Source organism: Micromonospora sp. DT227, assembly GCF_049841835.1.
Taxonomy (GTDB): Bacteria; Actinomycetota; Actinomycetes; order Mycobacteriales; family Micromonosporaceae; genus Micromonospora.
Genome location: NZ_JBNCLA010000003.1, coordinates 596,772 through 617,314, shown reverse-complemented (window position 1 = coordinate 617,314; position 20,543 = coordinate 596,772). Strand labels below are relative to the sequence as shown.

The following is a 20,543-nucleotide window of genomic DNA, read 5'->3' as shown; positions in this document are numbered from 1 at the left end:
TCCACGCGGCGACGTCGCAGTCGAGAAATGGCGACCCGCCGGAATCCGTCGAATGGCGTGACACGCGACGACCTGTGCCGGCCGGTGGCCGGCACAGGTCGTGGTGTCGAGCGGGTCCTCGCCCGGATCGCCCCGGGCGGCGCCGGTCAGCGCGGCTCGACCTGCGTCGCGATGAACTCGGTCAGCTCGGGCTTGATCGGACCGGCCGGCTGGGTCGTCGGCAGCTCCACCACCTGGTAGGCGTCCCGGCTCAGGCCCTTCACCTCGACCGTCGAGGGGGAGTCGGTCAGCGCCGTCACCGTCGTCCGACCGACGGCCTCCGTGCTGGACGTGTCGTTGCGGCCGGCCAGCAGGAAGGCGAGCCAGCCGCGGTACCACACGATCAGGTCGGAGAAGGCCCCCATGGTGCCGCCGAGCCCCCGGCCGGCCGCCAACGCGGTCACCTCGTCCTGGAAGACCTGTTCCATCGCGGCGACGACCGCCGACGGGTCCCCGTCCAGATCCGGGCACGAGCGGGTGGCCGGACCGAACTTCCCGAGGTACTCGTCGAACTTCTCCCGCACGAGCTCGTCGTCGGGCCATCCCGGCTGCACCAGGAGGGCGGTCACCGGCCGGGTGGCCGCCAACAGGCCCGCGACGCGCAGGGCCACCGCCGAGGAGCTGCAGTGCCCGATCACGTACACCCGGCCCTGGTCCGCGCCGGACTTCAGGAACTCGTCCGCGCAGGCCTCGGCCAGCTCCGGTAGCGGAATGTAGAGGCGCTTGCCGCTGAGCGCGCCGATGGGGTCGATCTGGAACACCGGCCGGCCCTGCAGGCGCTCGCTGAGCATCTCGCTCAGACGCGGCGCCATGGACAGCGCCTGGAAGTCGGCTACCAGGATGGGATCGGCGTCGCCGGGACTGAGCCGTCGCAGCACCGGTTCGTCGAGGTCTGAACGGGTCATGTCATCCTTATCCGCTCGGGTCATCGCGCGCCGCTCACGGCCGTCGTCGGGTGCCGGCGCGCTGATTCTTGTCGGACAACTGCGGTCTCGGGTCCGCGCCCGCCGCTCACAGCCGGGCGAGCAGATCCCTGGTGAAGAGGTCCTCCGGCGAGAGGATGCCGGCGACCACGCTGAAGTAGCGCTCGGTGAGTTCCGGGGAGTCCTGGACGGCGCGCAGGAGGCTGAGCAGGTGGGGGTCGGGGTCGAGGCGGGCGGTGACGAGGTTGGTGTGGTAGGTCGGTTTCATCTGCGTGTCCCGGGCGCTGGCGAAGCGGGCCAGGGCGGCCTGCTGGCGGACCGGGTCGTTGATCGTGGCCGACGGGTCGTCGCCGCTGGTGAGTTCGGCGGCGAGCAGCTCCGACTGGTGGAACGCGTCGGTGATGCCGTGCGCGTTGATGGAGTCCTTGTGGTGGCCGGCGTCGCCGACGAGGGCCCAGCCGGGGCCGTGCGCCTGGCGGAAGAAGTTGCGTTGGTCGCCGGTTCCGTAGAGGCGCTCGGCCATGGTCGCCTCGGCGAGCCGCTCCCAGAGGGGCGGTGCCGTGGCCTCGATGTTCGCCAGATAGGCGGCCTTGGGATCGCGCCGTACCTGCGCGAACTGCTCCTGGGGCAGGTAGGAGGCGATCAGGGTGAGGTCGTCGTGGGTGCCGACCGCGGCGACCCAGCCGCCGGTGCGTTCGTAGATCTCGAAGTGGGCCGGAATCCCGGACCAGTAGGTGAAGTAGACACAGGTGAGGTTGGGATGTTCGGCGTAGTGTGGCGCGTCGACGAACTTGGCGACGGTGGACCGCATCCCGTCGGCGCCGATGACCAGGTTGGCCCGTTCGGTCGTCTCGGCGCCGTTCGCGGTGCGCAGCCGGACACCGGTCACCCGGCCGTCCTCGGTGGTGAGGCCGGTGACCAGCGTCTGTTCCCGGACCTCGACGCCGGCTTCCGCGGCGGCTTCGGCGAGGATGGGGTCGAGGACGTATCGACGGGGAGCGAAGGCGCCGACCACACCCGGCAGCGTCGGTGCCGGCCCGCGCAGGTAGACGTCGGCCACGCGGTAGCTGACGGTGGTCAGCGGTGGGCAGCCGGTCTGCCGTATCCGGTCGAGCAGGCCCCAGCGGGCGAGCCGTTCGACCCCGGACTGATGGATGTACAACGTGGACAGTGTGTCGCTCGGGTATTTGGCACGTTCCAGCAGGAGCACCCGGTGTCCCGCTCGGGCGAGCAGGAGCGCCGTTGTGGCACCCGCACAACGCGCCCCCACCACAATGGCGTCATAGGTCACCACTCCATCGTCGGGCCGGTCACCGGCCCGACCAACTCTGCTCGTGCCCGACCTGCCGCCGGCTGTCGCCCCGATCCGGAGGTCGAACCGGGCCCAAGCGGCGCGCAGCGGCCGGTGCCGCCGAATCCGGTGCCGGGTGGGCGACACGCGCGGCCGGGCCCCGGTGACCGGTGTCGCGTTCGCCGTCGTATTCGGTGGCGGTCGCCCTACCCGATGATGCCCGCCAGGAAAAGGGGCCTTCCGGGTTCACCGCGCCGTCCGGAATGACATTCGAGCGGGTGTGCCGCGACGTCGCGCCGGCGCGTATCGCATTGTCGGAGGCGATGGCGGACATTCGCGCCCGATTCCGACCTGGCCCAGATTCGCGTACCTCGGACTGGCTTGTCCGGCTGCGGATCGTCGCCAATCTGGCGAGGCCCACGTGCCGGGTGCTCCGGCTGGCCGAACGCCTCGGCGACACCGCGTCGCCGGCCCGGCTCACCGGCGGCGGCGCGAACAGCCTGGTGCGGTGCGGGGCCGCCCCGCACGCGGCGGCGACCGGCCCGACGAGCACGTGGCAGCAGTGACGGCCGCGGTCCGCGCCTGTCTCGAACGTTTTGCCACTGCTTGGTGGTCAATGGCCAGTTCGGAATGGTCGAAGGCTGTCGACCGGGGCAATTGATCTCCGCCTTCTGTCGGCAATCGTCATTCCCTTGACTCAACTTTCGGCGATGATAATATCGTCTACGCTCTATGCGCCGGACGGGACGACGCAACGCGTCCCGTCGAATGTCGTCCCATCGGACTGCGATCACCCTGGACGGGAACGTGCACCCACATTCGCCGCCGCCGGATGTCGGCGGCGGGAGTTCGACATACCCCGGTCCGGCCCGACGGGCGCCGGGTGCGGTGCGCGCACCAAGGGTGATCCCTCGTACGACCCGCTGCCCATCGCCGGCATTCCGGCCGGTCAAGTGGACCCCCTGAGCCAACTCACCGCCGACTTGTCCTGACAGGAGCAAGCCATGTGGAGACAGCACGTGCCGAGACTGCACCTCCCTCGTGTCGCCAGCCTCGCGGCGGCGCTGGTCCTGGTGGCCAGCACGGGCCTGGTCGCGGCGCCCGGCAGCACGGCCTTCGCCGTCACGCAGGTGTCCTCGAGCGTGCAGGGCTCGGACCACCGGACGTACACCGCCACCAACCACCTCACGGCGGCGGCGTTCCGCGGCGGTCCCCGTGAGTGGCTGCTGGCCTGGGCCGGTGCGGCGGACGCGTCGAACCCGGCGGCCAAGGACTTCATCGCCGTCATCGACGCGACGCGGGGCTCGCGGACGTACGGGCAGGTGGTCAACACCGTGACGTTGAGTCCGCAACGTCAGAACGAGCCGCACCACATGCAGTACATCTGGCACAAGGGTCAGCGGATCTTCGCCGCGAGCATCCTGAGCGACACCGCTTACGTGTTCGACTCGCGGAGCCTGCCGACGCTTCGACTCACCGGTGTGAACCTCCCCGTCGACACGCCGTGCGGCTCCGCGCCGGACGCGTTCTGGTCCCTGCGCGACGGCACCGCCTACGCCACCTACCTCGGCGGCCCCGACATCGCCGGGCCCTGCCGCTACACCAACGGCCAGGTCCGCGTCGGCAACGGCGCCAACGGCTCGCCCGGCCAGGTGGTCCGGATGTCGGCCGACGGGCGCACGCTGGCCGAGATCCCGATGGCGCTGCCGGACGGCGAGGACCCGGCGATCTGCCACAACCGGCCGAGCATCACGCCGGCGACGTGCGCCAACCCGCACGGGCTCCAGGTCCGCGAGGACCTCAACGTGCTGGTCGCGAGCGACTTCGCCGAGCTCAGGAGCTTCCTCGAACCCTCCGACGTGGAGACCGACCCGCTCCTGCTGCGGACCAGCATCCGGGTCCTGGACATCACCAACCGGAACAATCCGAAGCTGCGCTCGGTGTCGTACCTGCCGGACGGGCCGCGCGTGGACGACTCGATCGCCGTCAACGAGAACCGCATGGTGATGGAGAACGCGCTCACCAACCAGCGTCGGCACCGGGGCGCCTTCGCCTCCACGATGGCCGGCGGGTCGATCTTCTACACCCCCGACATCACCAGCCGCTCGCCGAAGTGGCGGGAGATCTTCGACGACACGGCGGCGTACCGCAGGTTCGATCCGACCGGGGTGCTCACCGGGTCGAATGCCGGCGGTAGCTGGTTGCAGGTCACGCCCGACGACCGGTTCCTGATCCACACCGTGATGGGCACCGACCCGCGGTTGCCGCGCGACGTCACCAGCGGCATGGTCTTCGTGCTCGACATCCAGAAACTCCTCGCGTCCGGCGCCAACCCGGCCTGCAACATCGACACGATCGAGGAGGTCGCCGCCGGCGGGGCGGAGTCCGACTGCCCGGCCCTGACCAGTGTCGTGCCGGTCGCCGACAAGGTGACGCCGAACATCGGCGTCGGGCCGCACTGGGGCAGCCAGGACATGTTCACCCGGGACCGGAACGGCTTCTACCGGGAGGCGGACCACATCGAGCGGGTCGCCACCTCGAACTACTTCGTCGCCAAGACCGGCCTCGACGGTGACCACCGCATCTGCATGTTCGACTTCGACCGCGCCGGCGTGCTGTCCCCCGACAACGCGTTCCGGGACGAGCAGACGCACCAGCCGTGCGTGAGCTTCAACCGCCAGGACTGGCCGCACGGCAGCGTCGGCGTGGCCCGCCCGCACGGCGTGCTGTTCGTGGTCAGCGACAAGGTCCTCCGCTGACCGGCTGGCAAACGCCGGACAGACAGTGAACCGGACGAGGCGCAGCGACCGCTGCGCCTCGTCCGCTGTCCGGGCGCGGCGCGGGCGGGTCGGTCAGGGCAACTGACCGCTCACCGCCGTGACGGTGCCGTGGGGCACCCAGGTGGTGCTCTGGTGGTCGTGGCCACCGGCGCCCGGAACGAACAGTTGGCCCGCCGCGTAGAGGCGCAGCGGCCCGGCGGGCACGGCGCGCTGACGCATCCACGTCAGGTACCCGATACCGGTCGGCGGTTCGAGCGGGAACAGTTCGGAGAGCTCGCTCAGGTACGCCGTCGGGGCGTCGTCGCGCACATCGAAGCGCAGCGGCAGCAGCGGCCCGCTCGGGATGGCCAGCAGCGGCCCGGTGAGCAGCCACGGCGCCAGGTAGCTGCCCTGCGCGGGCAACCGGTCGGCCGCCACCGCGCGCAGCGTCGTCTCGGCCGCCGCCCATCCGGACAGCACCAGCAGCGGGTGGTCGCCGGGGTCGGTGACGCGGAGTTTCTCGGCGGCACCGGCGGCCTCGACGAGCTGCCGGGCCGCGACGCCCCGGGGCGAGTCGTCGGACCGGACGGAGATCGCGGTGACGCCACGCCCCGCGATGAAGGACACCATCGCCCGCAGCGCGTCGGCGTCCTCGGCGGTCAGCTCCTGGGCCGGACAGGCCGCCAGGGGCCGCCCGGCGCCGGCGAGCACGGCTCCCAGGCTCGCGCTGGCGCACTCGGGGCCGTCGGGGGTGGTCACGTCCGGGCCGGGGCCGGCCCGGCCCGTGTCGACGGCGAGGGAGGCGGTGGCGCCGCCATGGGCGAGCCAGAGCCGGCTGCGGCCGGCCGGCAGCCGGACCAGCCCCCACGATCCGGTGGTGCCGGGCCGGGCGCCCGCCGCGGCCAGCCGGCCCGGATCGAGGCCGACCCGCACGTCGTCGGCGCCGACGTGGACGAGGTTCCAGCCCGGGCGCTGCGGGGTGACGAGCACGGGCAACCGATGGCCGGCGGCGTCGACCTGCCGCACCATCGGGATCCCGACGTCGGCCGGCGCGGGCGGCAGCGGGACACCGACCAGCCCGACGCCCGCCACCAGCGCGGCCGCCGCCGTCACCGCCTGGAGCCGGCGCGACGCGGGCCCGACCGTCACCGCCACGGCGGCGAGCCCGAAGTACGCGACGCTGAGCCAGCCGAACGTGAACCACAGCAGCGTGGCGTCCAGCCGCACCTCGCCGCGCACGCAGGACGCCGTGGCGACGCCGGCGGTGACCAACGCCGCCCCGGTGGCCACCGGACCCAACGCGACCGGGCCGGCGCCACGGCGACCGGCGAGCATCGCGGAGATCGCGCCCACACAGCACATCGCGGCCAGGAGCCCGACGGCGGTGAGCGCCCGGGCCGGGGACCCGTCCGGCACGGCCTGCAGGACGCGACCCGCGCCGATGACCGCGCCGAGCGCGAGCGCCGCCCGGGGGCGGGTCACCAGCCACGGCAGCGTCAACGTCCCGAGCGCGAGGAGGACCGAGGGCACCACCGCGGTGCCGCACGCCTGGATCGCGCCGATGTCCGCGACGGCGGCGACGACCGCGGCGACGGAGGTCCGCGACCGCTCCGCCCGGCCGCCGCCCCAGGCCGTCGCCACGGCGGCCGCGGTGGCCAGCAGGCTCAGGCAGTGGATCACGACCGCGAGGCCACCGCTCGGGGCCACGCCGGCCGGGGCCTCGTGATCGTGCGCCCGCGCCCAGGCCGGGGCGGTGTTGGTTGCCACCGCCACGGCGGCCAGGACGGCCACCGTCCCGGCGTGGTGGACGCGGGTCCTCATCGGACGCACTGACTGCTGACGACGCCGCGCAGGCTGATCGACACCGGCGACTCCAGTCCCAGGCAGTTACGACGGTCAATCACCTCCCGCACCATAGACAACGCGGGCACGGAATTCCATGTCGTCCGTCCGCGACGCCGGTGGGGCGGTGGGCGTCCGGGGCGGCCCCGGACCGGGCCGGGTGGCGCCGGCCGGCCCGTCGACCACCGCCCGCGCGCGGTCGCGGGCCCGCCGCCGGTCCCGTTCACCGTCGTATTCAACGGCAGCCGCGCCGGCCTGACGATTCGAGCCGGAAAATGGGGCGCCGCGAGTCACCGCGCCTCTCGAAACACCATTTGAACGCCCGTGTCACGACACCGCTCACACGTGTCTCCTATTGTCGAGGGCAATGGCGGACATGCGCGTCCGACGGCTGGTCGGGGGGCAGCGGTGATGACATGTCGCAGGCCGGTACGCATACCGCGGCGCTGGCCGTCGGACCTGCCAGGATGTGGGTCGCTGCGGACAAAACGACGGACGAGCACTCCCGGAGATGCGCCGCCGGAAACAGAGTGTGATCCTGGGTCATCGACCGGTGTGAGCGAGCGATGTCCTTTACCTGGTTCTCGTGATAACGAGAACCAGCGCCGCTTGCCTCAGGTGCGGAGCAGAGCATCGGACCGCCATATGGCTCAACAGTCCAATCAAAGTCGAGCGTGAGTGGAGCAGCCGTGACAACGCGCGTCAGTGATCAGGAAACGCCGGATTCTGCTGCTCCGGCGGAGGAGCTCTTGGGTGAGTTGTTCGCGGCGCAGGCAGCCCGGACCCCCACCGCCGTGGCGGTGGTGTCCGGGAACGTGTCGCTGTCCTATGCGGAGCTGGACGCGAGGTCGAACCGGCTGGCCCGGTACCTGGCCGCGCGCGGCGCGGGGCCGGGCCGGCTGGTCGCGGTGGCGACCGAACGGTCCGCGGAGATGATCGTCGCGGTCCTGGGGGTGCTCAAGTCCGGCGCGGCCTACCTGCCGATCGACCCGGCCAACCCCGCCGACCGGATCGCGTTCATGCTCGCCGACGCCGCCCCCGCCGCCATCCTCACCTCGCGCGCCCTGGCCACCACCACGTCGGGCGCGGCGTCGGACGGCGGACAGCCGGGCGTGCGCGACGAGCTGACGATCATGCTGGACGACCCGGCGGTGCAGGCCGAGGTGGCCGCGCTGCCCGACACCGCGGTGTCCGACGCGGACCGCGTCGCGCCGCTGTTGCCCGGGCACCCGGCGTACGTGATCTACACGTCGGGCTCGACGGGCCGGCCCAAGGGCGTCACGGTGGAGCACCACTCCGCGGCGTGGTTCGTGTCGTGGGCGGCGTCGACGTTCGGCGCGGACCGGTTCCGCCGGGTGCTGGCGTCGACGTCGTTGAGCTTCGACGTGTCGGTGTTCGAAGTGTTCGGACCGCTGGCCTGCGGCGGGTGTATCGAGGTGGTGCAGGATGTGCTGGTGCTCGCCCGGGGCGGCTGGTCGGGCAGCCTGATCAGCACCGCCCCGTCGGCGATGGCGGGGGTGCTCGCCGCCGCGGAGACGTCCGCGACCGCGCAGACGGTCGTGCTGGCGGGCGAGGCGCTGACCGGGCCGGTGCTGCGGGCCGTGCGGGCAGCGGTGCCCGGCGCCCAGGTGATCAACGCGTACGGCCCGACCGAGGCCACGGTGTACGCCACCGCCACCACCGGGGACCTGGCGGCCGGGTCCGAGCGGGACGACCGCCCGGTGCCGATCGGCCGTCCGCTGCCGGGCGCGCAGGTGTACGTGCTGGACGACCGGTTGCGGCCGGTCCCGATGGGGGGGACCGGCGAGCTGTACCTCGCCGGCGCGGGGCTGGCGCGGGGCTACCTGAACCGGCCGGCGTTGACGGCGGACCGGTTCGTGGCGTGCCCGTTCGGCACGGGGGAGCGGATGTACCGCACCGGGGACCTGGTCCGGTGGGCCGGTGACGGTCAACTGGAGTTCCTCGGACGCGCCGACGACCAGGTGAAGATCCGGGGACTGCGGATCGAGCCGGGTGAGATCGAGGCGGTGCTCGCCGCGCAGCCCGGAGTGGGCCGCGCGGTGGTGGTGATGCGGGAGGACCGCCCCGGCGACCCGCGGCTGGTCGGCTACGTGGTGCCCCGGCCCGGCGGTCAGGTGGATCCGGCGGCGCTGCGGCAGGAGGCCGCCCGCAAGCTGCCGGGATACATGGTGCCGGCCGCGGTGGTGGTGCTGGACACGCTGCCGCTGACGGTGAGCGGGAAGCTGGACCGGCTGTCCCTGCCGGCGCCCGACTTCGGCGCCGCCGCCGGCGGTCAGGAACCCACCACCCCGCAGGAGGCGGTGCTGGGTGAGCTGTTCGCGCAGGTGCTGGGCGTCGACCGGGTCGGCGTCGAGGACAACTTCTTCGACCTGGGCGGTCACTCGCTGATGGTGACCCGGTTGATCAGCCGGGTGCGCTCGGCGCTCGGCGTGGAGCTGGACATCCGGACGGTGTTCGAGAATCCGACGGTCCAGTCGCTGGCCCGGTCGCTCCGGGAGGCGACCGGCGCGCGTACGCCGTTGACCCGGGTGGTGGACCGGCCGGAGCGGCTGCCGTTGTCGTTCGCGCAGCAGCGGTTGTGGTTCATGAACGAGTACGACGGCCCGAGCCCGTTGTTCAACGTGCCGTTCGCGTGGCGGCTGCGCGGCGGGCTGGACGCGGAGACGCTGATGGCCGCGCTGCGGGACGTGGTGGGCCGGCACGAGGCGCTGCGTACCGTCTTCGCGGTCGCCGACGGCCAGCCGTACCAGCGGGTGGTGGACGCCGCGGTCGCGGTGCCGCAGGTGACCATGGCGGTGGCCGACGAGGCCAGCCTGCCGGGCCTGCTGGAGCAGGCCGTGCGGTACGTCTTCGACCTGGCCGGCGAGCTGCCGGTGCGCGCGTGGCTGTTCCGGACCGGACCCACCGAGCACGTGCTGGTGCTGGTGATGCACCACACCGCCAGCGACGCCTGGTCGGCCGAGGTGCTGGTACGGGACCTGAGCGAGGCGTACCGGGCGCGGCTGGCGGGGCGGGCGCCGGAGTGGGCGCCGCTGCCGGTGCAGTACGCCGACTACACGCTGTGGCAGCGCCGGCTGCTCGGCGAGGACCGCCACTCCGACGGCGTGCTGGCAGGGCAGCTCGACTTCTGGCGCTCCGCGCTGGCGGGGTTGCCCGACCAGCTCGACCTGCCGGCCGACCGGCTGCGCCCGCCGCAGCCGTCGCATCGTGGCGGCCTGGTCGAGCTGGAGCTGGACGCCGGGTTGCACCGCGGTCTCGAGGAGGTGGCGCGCGCCAACCGGGTGACGGTGTTCATGGTGTTGCAGGCCGGGCTGGCCATGCTGCTGTCGCGCTCCGGTGCGGGCACCGACATCCCGATCGGCACGATGGTGGCCGGCCGCACCGACGAGGCGCTCCACGATCTGGTCGGGTTCTTCGGCAACACGCTGGTGCTGCGGGTGGACCTGTCCGGGGATCCGAACTTCGGCGAGCTGCTGGGCCGGGTGCGGGAGCTGGACCTGACCGCGTTCGCGAACCAGGACGTGCCGTTCGAGCGCCTCGTGGAGGAGCTCAACCCGGTCCGGTCCGCCTCGCGGCACCCGCTGTTCCAGGTGATGCTCACCATCGACGACGACACCAGCCAGCAGTGGCAGGTGCCGGGCCTCGAGGCGCGGGCCGAGTCGCTGGCCGGTGAGACGGCCAAGTTCGACCTCAGCATGTTCTTCCGCCCGGAGTACGACGCCGACGGCTCGCCGGCCGGGATCCGCTACTCGTTCGAGTACGCCCGGGACCTGTTCGACGAGTCGACGGTGCACGCCCTCGGCGGCCGGTTGGCGCGACTGCTGGACCAGGCCGCCGCCGACCCGACCCGGCGGATCAGCGAGCTGGACCTGCTGACGCCGGCCGAGCGGGAGCTGGTGCTGCACCGGTGGAACGACACCGCCCTCGAGGTGGAGGCGGCGACGGTGCCCGGGGTGTTCGCGGCGCAGGTGGCCCGGAACCCGGACGCGGTCGCGGTGGTCGACAGCCGGACGAGCCTGACCTTCCGGGAGCTGGACGAGCGGTCCAGCCGGCTGGCGGCGATGCTCGTGGACGCGGGCGTCACCGCGGAGTCGCGGGTGCTCGTCGTGATGCGGCGGTCGTCGCAGCTGTGGGTGGCGCTGCTGGCGGTCCTGAAGGCGGGCGGCGTGTACGTGCCCGTCAACGTGAGCTGGCCGGAGTCGCGGATCGCGTTCGTGGCCGGCGACGTGGGCACCGTGGCGGTGCTGTGCGACGAGGAGCTGACGGACCTCGCCGAGCGGGTGCGCCCGGACGGGGCGCCGATCCTGTTGGCGACCGCCGGGGACGCCGCCACCGGGGTGCGGGAGGACTTCCGGGACGCGGAGATCCACCCGGACCAGTTGGCGTACGTGATCTTCACGTCCGGGTCGACCGGGGTGCCCAAGGGTGTCGCGGTGACCCACCAGGACGTGGTGGACATGGTGCGGGATCCGGGGTGGCCGGAGGGCGTGCACGAACGGATGCTGGTGCACTCGCCGCACTCGTACGACATCTCGACGTACGAGCTGTGGATCGCGCTGCTGCGCGGCGGCACGCACGTGGCGGCGCCGCCGGAGGAGATGAGCATCTCCCGCCTGGCGGAGGTGATCGCCTGGGCGGCCCCGACGGCCATGTGGCTCACGTCGGCGCTGTTCGACGCGGTGGCGGCGGAGCAGCCGTCGGCGCTCGCCGGGCTGCGGATGGTGGTGGTCGGCGGCGACGCGGTGTCCGGCACCGCGGTGCGGCGGGTGGTCGAGCGGTGTCCGGGCGTGCTGATGGTGAACGGGTACGGGCCGAGCGAGTCGACCACGTTCACGACGTTGCACGCGATGACCGAGTTCTCGGACGAGCAGGCGGCGCAGCCGGTGCCGATCGGCGGCCCGATGGCCAACATGCGGCTGTACGTGCTCGACAACAGCCTGCGGCCGGTGCCGGTGGGCGTGACGGGTGAGCTGTACATCGCCGGCGCGGGCATGGCGCGCGGGTACATGAACCGACGCGGGTTGACCGCCGAGCGGTTCGTGGCCTGCCCGTTCGAGACGGGCGAGCGGATGTACCGCACCGGCGACCTGGTCCGGTGGAACGCCGACGGTCTGCTGGTGTTCGTGGGACGCGTCGACCTGCAGGTGAAGATCCGGGGCTTCCGGGTCGAGCCGGGCGAGATCGAGGCGGTGCTCGTCGCGCAGCCGGAGGTGGGCCAGGCCGCGGTGGTGGCCCGGGAGGACCGTCCCGGTGACCGGCGGCTCGTGGCGTACGTGGTCCCGACGCCCGGCGGTCGGGTGGACCCGGCGGCGGCCCGGCAGGAGATCGCGCGGACGCTGCCGGAGTTCATGGTCCCGTCGGCGGTGGTGGTGATGGACGCGTTGCCGCTGACGGTGAACGGGAAGCTGGACCGGCGCGCGTTGCCGGTGCCGGACTACAGCGCGGTGGCCAGCGGCCAGGCGCCCGGCACGGCGCGCGAGTCGGTGCTGTGCGACCTGTTCGCCCAGGCCCTGGGCGTCGACCGGGTCGGGGTCGACGACAACTTCTTCGACCTGGGCGGCCACTCCCTGCTCGCCGCCATCCTGCTGGCCCGGCTGGAGGACCAGCTCGACATCAAGATCGGGCTGAAGGCGTTCCTCGCCAACCCCTCCGTCAAGGGCGTCACCAGCCACGCGTCGGCGGCCGACGCGCCCGAGCCCGACGCCCGCGTCAACGCGGTCTGAACGCGGAAACGCACCGGGCCTGGTGGAGATTCCACCAGGCCCGGTGCGTTTGGGTGGTGCGCCGGCGGGCTCGGTCAGCTCGCGCTGAGGTAGTTGTAGAGCCGGCGGACGCCCTCGGCGACGGTGTCCTCGCCCTTCGCGAACGCGATCCGGATCTGCGGCGGGCCGCTCCGCTCCGAGCCGTAGAAACAGAGGCCGGGTACGACGCCGACGCCGCCTTCGCGCAGCAGGCGTTGGGTCAGCTCCGCCTCCCCCTCGCCGGGGCGCGCGAACGAGCTGGCGTCACACATGACGTAGTAGGCGCCGGCCGGCCGCTGGAACTCGATGTTGCACTTCTCGAGGCCGGTGACGAGGATGTCGCGCCGCTTGCCGTAGACCTCCCGCAGCTCCTCGAAGTAGCTGCCCGGCAGCGAGAGCGCCGCGGCGCCGGCCGCCTGGAACGGGGTCGGCGCCGCGATGGTGAGGAAGTCGTGCACGCGGGCCACCCGCTCCATGAGGCGCTGCGGCCCGGTCACCCAGCCGACCCGCCAGCCGGTGACGGAGAACATCTTGGAGAGCGCGTTGATCGTGATCGACTGCTTGTCCATCCCGGGGACGTCGGAGATCCTGGGCGGCCGCTCGTTCGTGAAGTAGAGCTCGTCGTAGATCGCGTCGTGGATGACGATGATGCCGAGCCGCAGGCAGACGTCGGCCAGGCCCTGGATCTCCTCCCGGGTGAAGACGCGCCCGGTCGGGTTGTGCGGTGAGTTGATGATGATCGCGCGGGTGTTCCGGTCGGCGACGGCGGCGATCTCGGCCGGGTCCAGCACCCAGTCCGACCCCTTGAGCTGGACGTACCGGGCTTCCACGTCGATGAGCCGCAGGTTGACCGCGTAGGACTCGTAGGCCGGCTCGACGATGATGACGTTGGAGCCCTTCTCCGCCACGGCGAGCAGCGTGGCCAGCATGCCCTCGGTCGCCCCGCACGTGACGCAGATCTGCGTCTCCGGGTCGTAGGGCGTCGGCATCTCCCAGCGCCGCTGCTCGAAGTCACTGATGGCCTGGAGGAACGGCTCGCTGCCGCGCGGGGACGTGTACTGGTTGTCGTTCGAGCGGATGGCCGCCACGGCGGCCTCCTGAAGGCTCAGCGGAAGCGGATAGCTCGGGATGCCCTGGGCCAGGTTCACCGCGTCCGCCGCCAGGCACGCGCGGGTCATCCCGCGGATCACCGACTCGCCAGCGGGAATGTTCGCTGGCGACCTGAATATGTTCTCCAGATCTGACGTCACCGACATGAGCTGCTTCCTTCCGGGATTGACGTGGCGCCGGGGTGGAACCACGACGGTCTGCGCGGTCGAGCCGCCGCCGCGCGTGATGTTCGAGGGAGCGGTCCCGCGGGGGGATCACGAAGATGTCGATCGATGTGTGTCCCGGAGCCTGCCACGGCGGTCCCCGGCTCGTGCCGCCGGCCGTCGTGCGCCGGGACGCGCGGAGTCGTGGGGCGGTCCGGCGCGGGCCCGGCGAGGGGGCGCACGCACGGCCGCGGTGGCCTCGGTTCGGTCGGGACGGCCGGATCGCGGGCGGGGCGCGCGGATCGCGGCGCCGGGCGGGCGGACGGCCACGCCACGGTCGCCGGTCGCGGGGCCGACCGCGCGGCGGATCCGGCCACGAGCCGGGCCGTCCGAGGCAGCAGCCCGGGACGACGACGCGGCTCGTGGCCGATCTCGACGGGAGGGGGTGGCACCGGTGACTAGTCGAGCTGCGCGCAGATCTCCTCGAGGAGGCCGTATTCGGCCGCCTCGTCCTCGTCCCGACCGCCCAGCATGTAGTAGCCGAACTTCATGTGCTCCATCGGGCCGTTGATCTGGAGGATCCCGTTCCGGAGGTCGGTGATCGCCGCTTCCACGTCCTCGAGCTCCACCTCGGTGTTCTCGCGGATGTAGAGGGCGGTCATCCGCCGCGCGGGAAGGATCTCACCGTGCCAGGCCCGAACCTGGGGGGACTCGTTGTAGGTGTCCCAGTACATGCGCGAGCCGGGGATGATCCCGGGCGCCGCGACGGAGATGCTGGTGATCAGGTCGCGGTACTCCTCGGCCATCGCCAACCAGCTGTTCACCTCGGTCTTGAGGTTCTTCATGGTCGTGCCCGGCAGGCCCATGATGCCCGACGCGTACAGCTTGTAGTCGAGGTCGCGCGCGAGCTCCAGCGCCTCCCCGATCCGCTCCGGTCCCTTGTTGATCCCCTTGGAGTCGGCCTTGAGCAGCTTCGGGTCGAACGCCTCCAGCCCGACGTTCCACGTGCGCACGAACCCCTTGCACAGCTCCGCCGACTCGAGGAACTCGTAGACCAGCCCGTAGGCCAGCATGAACCGTTGCTTCTGCAGGATCGGCGACTTGGCGCAGGCCTCCGCCATGTCGTTGAGGTAGGAGATGTTCCCCTCCCACTGCTCACGCGAGAAGCCGAGCGTCGAGTCGCCGGCGGCGTACACGTTCGCGCCGATGTCCCCGACGATGTTCTCCAGCACCGGGATCGCGGACGCGACATCCGTCGTCTTCGGGGTCAGGCCCTGGATCGAGCAGTGCTTGCACCGGCGGCCCGGCCGCTTTCCCCAGGTGCACCCGCCGTCCAGCGGCACCGTGACCATCCGCTTGAGGTCGTAGTGCTGGGAGTACCAGACGTTGAAGGCGCGGTCGTAGTGCTTCTCGAGCTGGTCGATGATGAGGCGGTAGTCGGGCAGGATCCGACGGTCCAGCGGGAAGGTGCCGGCGTCCTGGTTGACGACCTCACCACCGGCCGACCGGTACGCCACGGAGGGGACCTTGCTCAGCTCCAGCCCGCCCTGCAGGTGGGTCAACAGGCCCATCATGGTGAACGGGCCGTTGTTGCCGGTGCTGATGAAGTCCACCAGGCGACTGCCGTACTTCCCGGTCAGGGTCTCCTGGTAGAGGATGCCGGCGTGGTCGTTGCCGAAGACGATGACGGCCTTGGGGTTGACCCGCTTGATCTCCGCCGCGACGATCATGGCCCACAGCGTGGTGGCCGTGTAGACCGTGAAGGCGGCGACGTCGGGCGGGTCCTCGTTGATGGCGGTCCGGACGTGCTGCCAGTCCAGGTGGCTCATGTCGATGTAGCGCCAGGGGAGGTCCGGGAAGCACCTGTCCTGATACGTGATCATCTCGACCAGGGCGGCGTGCGGGTACACGGACCCCTCGTTGAGGTGCCGTTCCTCCTCGGACCTCCCGTCGAGCATGGCGTTGCCGGCGTCGTGGGCATCGCGATGCGCGGAGGTGAGCGGCAGACCGAAATACCACACCGAACGAAGCTTCTTCGATGGTGTCTGCACCGAGGGACCGGGATAGTCCCAGCGGTAGCGAGGATCGGCCCCCACGATTTCCTGAATGGGCTTGAGGCTCATTTTCATGGCCACTACCTCCGACTATTCACAGGTCCTGTGGCCCTGTCCCGAATATCTCGTTGAAAAGCGTCACGTCTCCCGACGCGGGACTGTCCGGCCGAAAGTATTCAAGCCCCCATTCTTCAGAGCGACCAGGGAGGGCGGCATCTCGCAGCTTGCTAGGGTGCACGCATCCCTGCTCACCTGGTCGTCGTTCCGGCCCCGGCGGGCTCCGCAATGAGAAAGACGCCATCGGTGCCGGTAGCGCCGAAGATGGCTCTGACACCCAGTCGGCCCTGCCGGGCTCACGCAGCGGGCAGCGGCTTCGCTCGTCCGACACCACGGCTGACGGCATGGGGAAGGCGCACGTTTCTGGTTCGCAGAGGAGGAAGATCGCGATGCCTGAACAGCCTGTCGGCCGCGCGGTGGTACTCGGCGGCAGCCTGGCCGGCCTGCTCGCCGCCAATGTGCTCGCCGAGGTGTATCCCGAGGTGCTCGTCGTGGACCGCGACGAACTGGCCGGAGTGGCGGGTTACCGGAAGGGCGTTCCGCACGGTCGGCACGCCCATGGTCTGGTCGCCCGCGGGCAACAGATCCTGGAGAAGCAGTTTCCCGGGCTGACCGCCGACATGGAAGCCGCCGGCGTCCAGCCGGGTGACTTCAGCGGCGCGATTCGTTGGTACTTCAACGGAATGCAGCTCCGCCAGGCGAATACCGGCCTGCTTTCGGTGCCGTGCACCCGGCCGGTCATCGAGCACCAGGTGCGGAACCGGGTGGAGAAGGTCAGCAACATACGCTTCCTGGAGGGGTACGACATCGTCGGGGTGGAGGCGACGCCCGACAAGAGCCGGGTCGTCGGCGCGCGGGTGCAGCGTCGCGACGGCGGGTCGGAGCCCGAGGTGCTCCGTGCCGACCTGGTGATCGACGCCACCGGGCGGGGGTCGAGGACGCCGACCTGGCTGGAGGAACTCGGCTACTCCCGGCCGGAGGAGGACCGGGTGAAGGTCGACCTGGCCTACACCACCCGCCACTACCGGGTCCGTAACGACCCGTTCGGCAGCGACATCGCCGTCATCGCGGCGGCGACACCCACGCATCCGCGCGGCGCGTTCTACTACCGGCTGCCCGGCGACGACGGACGGGTCGAGCTGTCGCTCACCGGCGTTCTCGGCGACCATCCGCCGACCGACCCGGACAAGTTCCTCGAGTTCGTCAGGTCGGTTCCGGTGCCGGAGATCTACGAGTCCGTCCGCGAGGCCGAGCCGCTCAACGACCCGGTGATGTTCCGCTTCCCGGCGAGCGTTCGCCGCCGCTTCGAGCGGCTGACGCGCTTCCCGGCCGGGTTCCTGGTCATCGGCGACGCGGTCTGCAGCTTCAATCCCATCTACGCGCAGGGCATGGCCATCGCCGCGGTCGAGTCCCGCGTCCTGGCGGACAAGCTCAGCAGCACGACCGTGCCGGATCCGCTCGAGTTCTTCCAGGAGATCTCCCGCCAGATCGACTCGCCGTGGGAGTTCGCGGCGACCGCGGACCTCGGCTACGCGGGCGTGGAAGGCCGGCGGACCGCCAAGATCCGCATGATCAACGCCTACGTGGCGAAGGTCCAGCGGGCCGCCGTGCACGACCCGAGCCTCACCAATGCCCTCATGCGGGTGGCCGGCCTCATCGACGAGCCGACGTCCCTGCTCCGCCCGGGCCGGATGCTCCGCGTGCTGCGGCAGGCCGGCCGCCGGCCGAACCGGGTCCCGGCAGCGGCGCCGCTCGGCGCCGGCCGCGACTAGCGCCGGGACGTGCCGCCCGCGCGTCCGCCACGATTTTCTGCTTCTCGCTTCCGAGCGAGCCACCTGCTCAGCTCCACCCCGCGTCGCCCGTTGCGAGGCGACCCCGCGTCAGCGGACGTCCGTTTAGGAGGAACACGATGGTGACTGTTCACGCACCGGGCAAGACCGAACTCGTCAAGCGCGCGTCCGAGCTCGTTCCGCTCCTGCGGGAGAAGGCGCCCTGGATGGACGAGAACCGGCGGCTCCATCCCGATGTCATCGAAGCGCTGACCAGCGCCGACCTGCTCAAGATGCGGGTGCCGACCCGCTACGGCGGCTTCGAGTCCGACATGGAGACCGTCGTGGACGTGATCGCCGAGCTCGGGCGGGGCGACGGCTCGACCGCCTGGACGGCCTCGGTGTGGGCGATCAGCACCTGGATGATGGGGCTGTTCCCGGACGAGGTGCAGGACGAGGTGTTCGCGACGCCCGACGTCCGGATCAGCGGCATCCTCAGCCCCGGCGCGGTGGCCGTGCCGACGGACGGCGGCTACATCGTCAACGGCAAGTGGTCGTTCAACAGCGGCGTGCAGCAGAGCACGTGGAACACGAACGCGGCGGTCACGCCGACCGAGGACGGCGGGATGGCGCCGGTCATGACGCTCATCCGGAACTCCGACCTCCAGGTCGTCGACGACTGGCACACCTCGGGCATGCGTGGCTCCGGCAGCGTCACCACGATCGCGAAGGACCTCTTCATCCCGAAGGAGCGGGTGCTCCAGATGGGGCCGGTGCTCCAGGGCCAGCACATGTCCAAGCTGAACGCGGACTCGCCGATCTTCAAGGCGCCGTTCATGCCGACCGCGTGCGCGACGATCAGCGCGCCCGCGCTCGGCCTCGCGATGGGCGCCAAGGACGTGTTCCTGGAGCGGCTGCCCGGCCGGAAGATCACCTACACCGCATACGAGAACCAGAGCGAGGCGCCGGTCACCCACCTGGAGATCGCCGAGGCGGTCACCAAGATCGACGAGGTCGGGTTCCACGCCCACCGGGCGGCCCGCATGCTCGACACCAAGGGGGCCGCGGGGGAGCAGTGGACGCTTGAGGAGCGGGCGCGCGTCCGGCTCGACCTGGGTGCCGCGTGCCAGCGGGCCAAGGAGGCGGTCGACATCCTCGTCGGCGCCAGTGGCGGTTCGTCGATCTACCGCGACGTGCCGATCCAGCGCATCCAGCGGGACGTGCAGACGCTCAACCTGCACGCCATCCTGCACCCGAGCACCAACCTGGAGCTCTACGGCCGGATCGTCTGCGGTCTGGGCCCGAACACCCCGTTCATCTGATCGGCGCGTTCGCCGGCCGCCCGGGGCGCTCTCGTCAGCGCCTCGGGCTCCGGCGCGCCGCCGTCCTCGATCTGAGCCCAGCGCCGCTCCTGGCGGCTCTCGACCGACACAGGGAGGTTGTTAGATGCGTCCGTTCCGTATCGAAGTGCCGCAGTCCGATCTCGACGATCTGCACCGGCGGCTCGACCACACGCGCTGGCCGGACGAGATGCCGGGTGTGGGCTGGGATCGCGGTGCGCCGCTGGAGTACGTCAAGGAGCTGGCCGACCACTGGCGGAACAGCTACGACTGGCGGGCGGCCGAGGCACGCCTGAACGCGTACCCGCAGTTCGTCACCGAGATCGACGGGGTGAACGTGCACTTCCTGCACGTCCGCTCGCCCGAGGAGGGCGCGACGCCGTTGATCCTGACCCACGGTTGGCCGGGCACGGTGGCCGAGTTCCTGGACGTCATCGGGCCGCTCAGTGACCCGGTCGCGCACGGCGGTGACGCCGCCGACGCCTTCCACCTGGTGATCCCGTCGATCCCCGGCTACGCGTTCTCCGGCCCGACGGGTCAGGTGGGCTGGGACACCGGTCGGGTGGCCGGCGCGTGGAAGGAGCTGATGAGCCGCCTGGGCTACGAGCGGTATGCCGTGCAGGGCGGTGACTGGGGGATGCCCATCTCGCTGCGACTGGGGCTGGCCGATCCCGAGCACGTCATCGGCATCCACCTCAACATGTGCGTGGCGTTCCCGCCGCCCGACCCCGCGGCCATGGAGGGTCTGGGCGAGGCCGACCTGGCCCGCCTCCAGTTCACCGGCACGTTCATGCAGGACGGGACCGGTTGGCAGCGGATTCAGTCGACCCGGCCGCAGACGCTCGCCTACGCGCTGACCGACTCGCCGGTGGGGCAGCTCGCCTGGATCGCCGAGAAGTACAAGGAATGGACCGACTCGGCGAAGGTGCCGGAGGACGCCGTGAGCCGCGACGACATCCTCACCGCGGTCTCGATCTACTGGTTCACGGCGACGGCCGGGTCCAGCGCCCAGCTCTACTACGAGTCCAGCCGGATGGACGCCGACTTCGTCCGGACCTGGGCCGGGCCGTGGCCGCTGACGATGCCGGTGGGCGTCGCGTCGTTCCCCAAGGACGCGGTGCGGCCGGTGCGCCGGTTCGCCGAGCAGATCCTGCCGACCCTCACCCGGTGGACCGAGTTCGACCGGGGCGGGCACTTCGCCGCTCTGGAGCAGCCGCAGCTGCTGGTCGACGACGTCCGCACGTTCGTCCGCTCGCTCGCACGCTGACCGCCCGGTTCCGCCCGAGACCGGGCGGATCGGCGGGATGAGAGGCGGCCATCGCGTCGGTCCTTCACGACGACCACGTCGACGAAGGACCAGGGACGCGGTGGCCGCTTCGGCGAGTGGGCCCCGGATCGTGCGCCGGCGGGTCTGCGCACCTGACCGATCCGGCGTCGCCGAGAAGGCGCCCACG

11 protein-coding genes are annotated in these 20,543 nt (G+C 71.5%); 6 read left to right on the top strand and 5 right to left on the bottom strand.

Features of this window, described 5'->3' with window-relative positions; all coding sequences use genetic code 11:
• Positions 1-146: 146 nt before the first annotated feature.
• Both ACLQ2W_RS14920 and ACLQ2W_RS14915 read right to left on the bottom strand, forming a co-directional pair.
• A complete protein-coding gene (locus ACLQ2W_RS14920; protein WP_425786924.1) occupies positions 147-944 on the bottom strand; it encodes a hypothetical protein in 798 nt (265 codons plus the stop codon).
• Between the two features lie 106 nt (positions 945-1,050).
• On the bottom strand, positions 1,051-2,235 hold the full coding sequence (locus tag ACLQ2W_RS14915; RefSeq protein WP_425786972.1) for an NAD(P)/FAD-dependent oxidoreductase: 1,185 nt from the start codon (positions 2,233-2,235) through the stop codon (positions 1,051-1,053).
• Positions 2,236-2,681: 446 nt separating this feature from the next.
• Between ACLQ2W_RS14915 and ACLQ2W_RS14910 the strand changes: the two genes are divergently transcribed.
• The gene (locus tag ACLQ2W_RS14910; protein WP_425786922.1) at positions 2,682-2,819 is read left to right on the top strand and encodes a hypothetical protein; all 138 of its coding nucleotides are present in this window, start codon (positions 2,682-2,684) and stop codon (positions 2,817-2,819) included.
• Between the two features lie 438 nt (positions 2,820-3,257).
• Entirely contained in the window at positions 3,258-5,012 is a 1,755-nt protein-coding gene (locus tag ACLQ2W_RS14905) for a hypothetical protein (RefSeq protein WP_425786921.1), read from the top strand.
• Between the two features lie 93 nt (positions 5,013-5,105).
• Here the strand turns inward: ACLQ2W_RS14905 and ACLQ2W_RS14900 are convergent, their stop codons facing one another.
• Complete coding sequence (locus ACLQ2W_RS14900) at positions 5,106-6,833, bottom strand: hypothetical protein (protein WP_425786920.1); 1,728 nt, start codon at positions 6,831-6,833, stop codon at positions 5,106-5,108.
• A gap of 770 nt (positions 6,834-7,603) precedes the next feature.
• Here ACLQ2W_RS14900 and ACLQ2W_RS14895 point away from each other — a divergent pair.
• Complete coding sequence (locus ACLQ2W_RS14895; protein ID WP_425786919.1) at positions 7,604-12,598, top strand: amino acid adenylation domain-containing protein; 4,995 nt, start codon at positions 7,604-7,606, stop codon at positions 12,596-12,598.
• Positions 12,599-12,672: 74 nt separating this feature from the next.
• Here ACLQ2W_RS14895 and ACLQ2W_RS14890 read toward each other — a convergent pair whose 3' ends face one another.
• Complete coding sequence (locus ACLQ2W_RS14890; RefSeq protein ID WP_425786918.1) at positions 12,673-13,794, bottom strand: pyridoxal phosphate-dependent aminotransferase; 1,122 nt, start codon at positions 13,792-13,794, stop codon at positions 12,673-12,675.
• A gap of 533 nt (positions 13,795-14,327) precedes the next feature.
• Positions 14,328-15,920, bottom strand: coding sequence for a B12-binding domain-containing radical SAM protein (locus tag ACLQ2W_RS14885; protein ID WP_425786917.1), 1,593 nt, complete (start codon positions 15,918-15,920; stop codon positions 14,328-14,330).
• Between the two features lie 449 nt (positions 15,921-16,369).
• Here ACLQ2W_RS14885 and ACLQ2W_RS14880 point away from each other — a divergent pair, with 449 nt between their 5' ends.
• The 3 genes from ACLQ2W_RS14880 (at position 16,370) to ACLQ2W_RS14870 (ending at position 20,356) form a co-directional block, all read left to right on the top strand.
• The gene (locus ACLQ2W_RS14880; RefSeq protein ID WP_425786916.1) at positions 16,370-17,752 is read left to right on the top strand and encodes an FAD-dependent oxidoreductase; all 1,383 of its coding nucleotides are present in this window, start codon (positions 16,370-16,372) and stop codon (positions 17,750-17,752) included.
• A 137-nt stretch (positions 17,753-17,889) separates the two neighbouring features.
• Positions 17,890-19,071 (top strand): acyl-CoA dehydrogenase family protein, encoded by a 1,182-nt coding sequence (locus tag ACLQ2W_RS14875; RefSeq protein ID WP_425786915.1) that lies wholly within the window; start codon positions 17,890-17,892, stop codon positions 19,069-19,071.
• A gap of 124 nt (positions 19,072-19,195) precedes the next feature.
• On the top strand, positions 19,196-20,356 hold the full coding sequence (locus ACLQ2W_RS14870; protein ID WP_425786914.1) for an epoxide hydrolase family protein: 1,161 nt from the start codon (positions 19,196-19,198) through the stop codon (positions 20,354-20,356).
• The last annotated feature ends 187 nt before the right edge of the window (positions 20,357-20,543 follow it).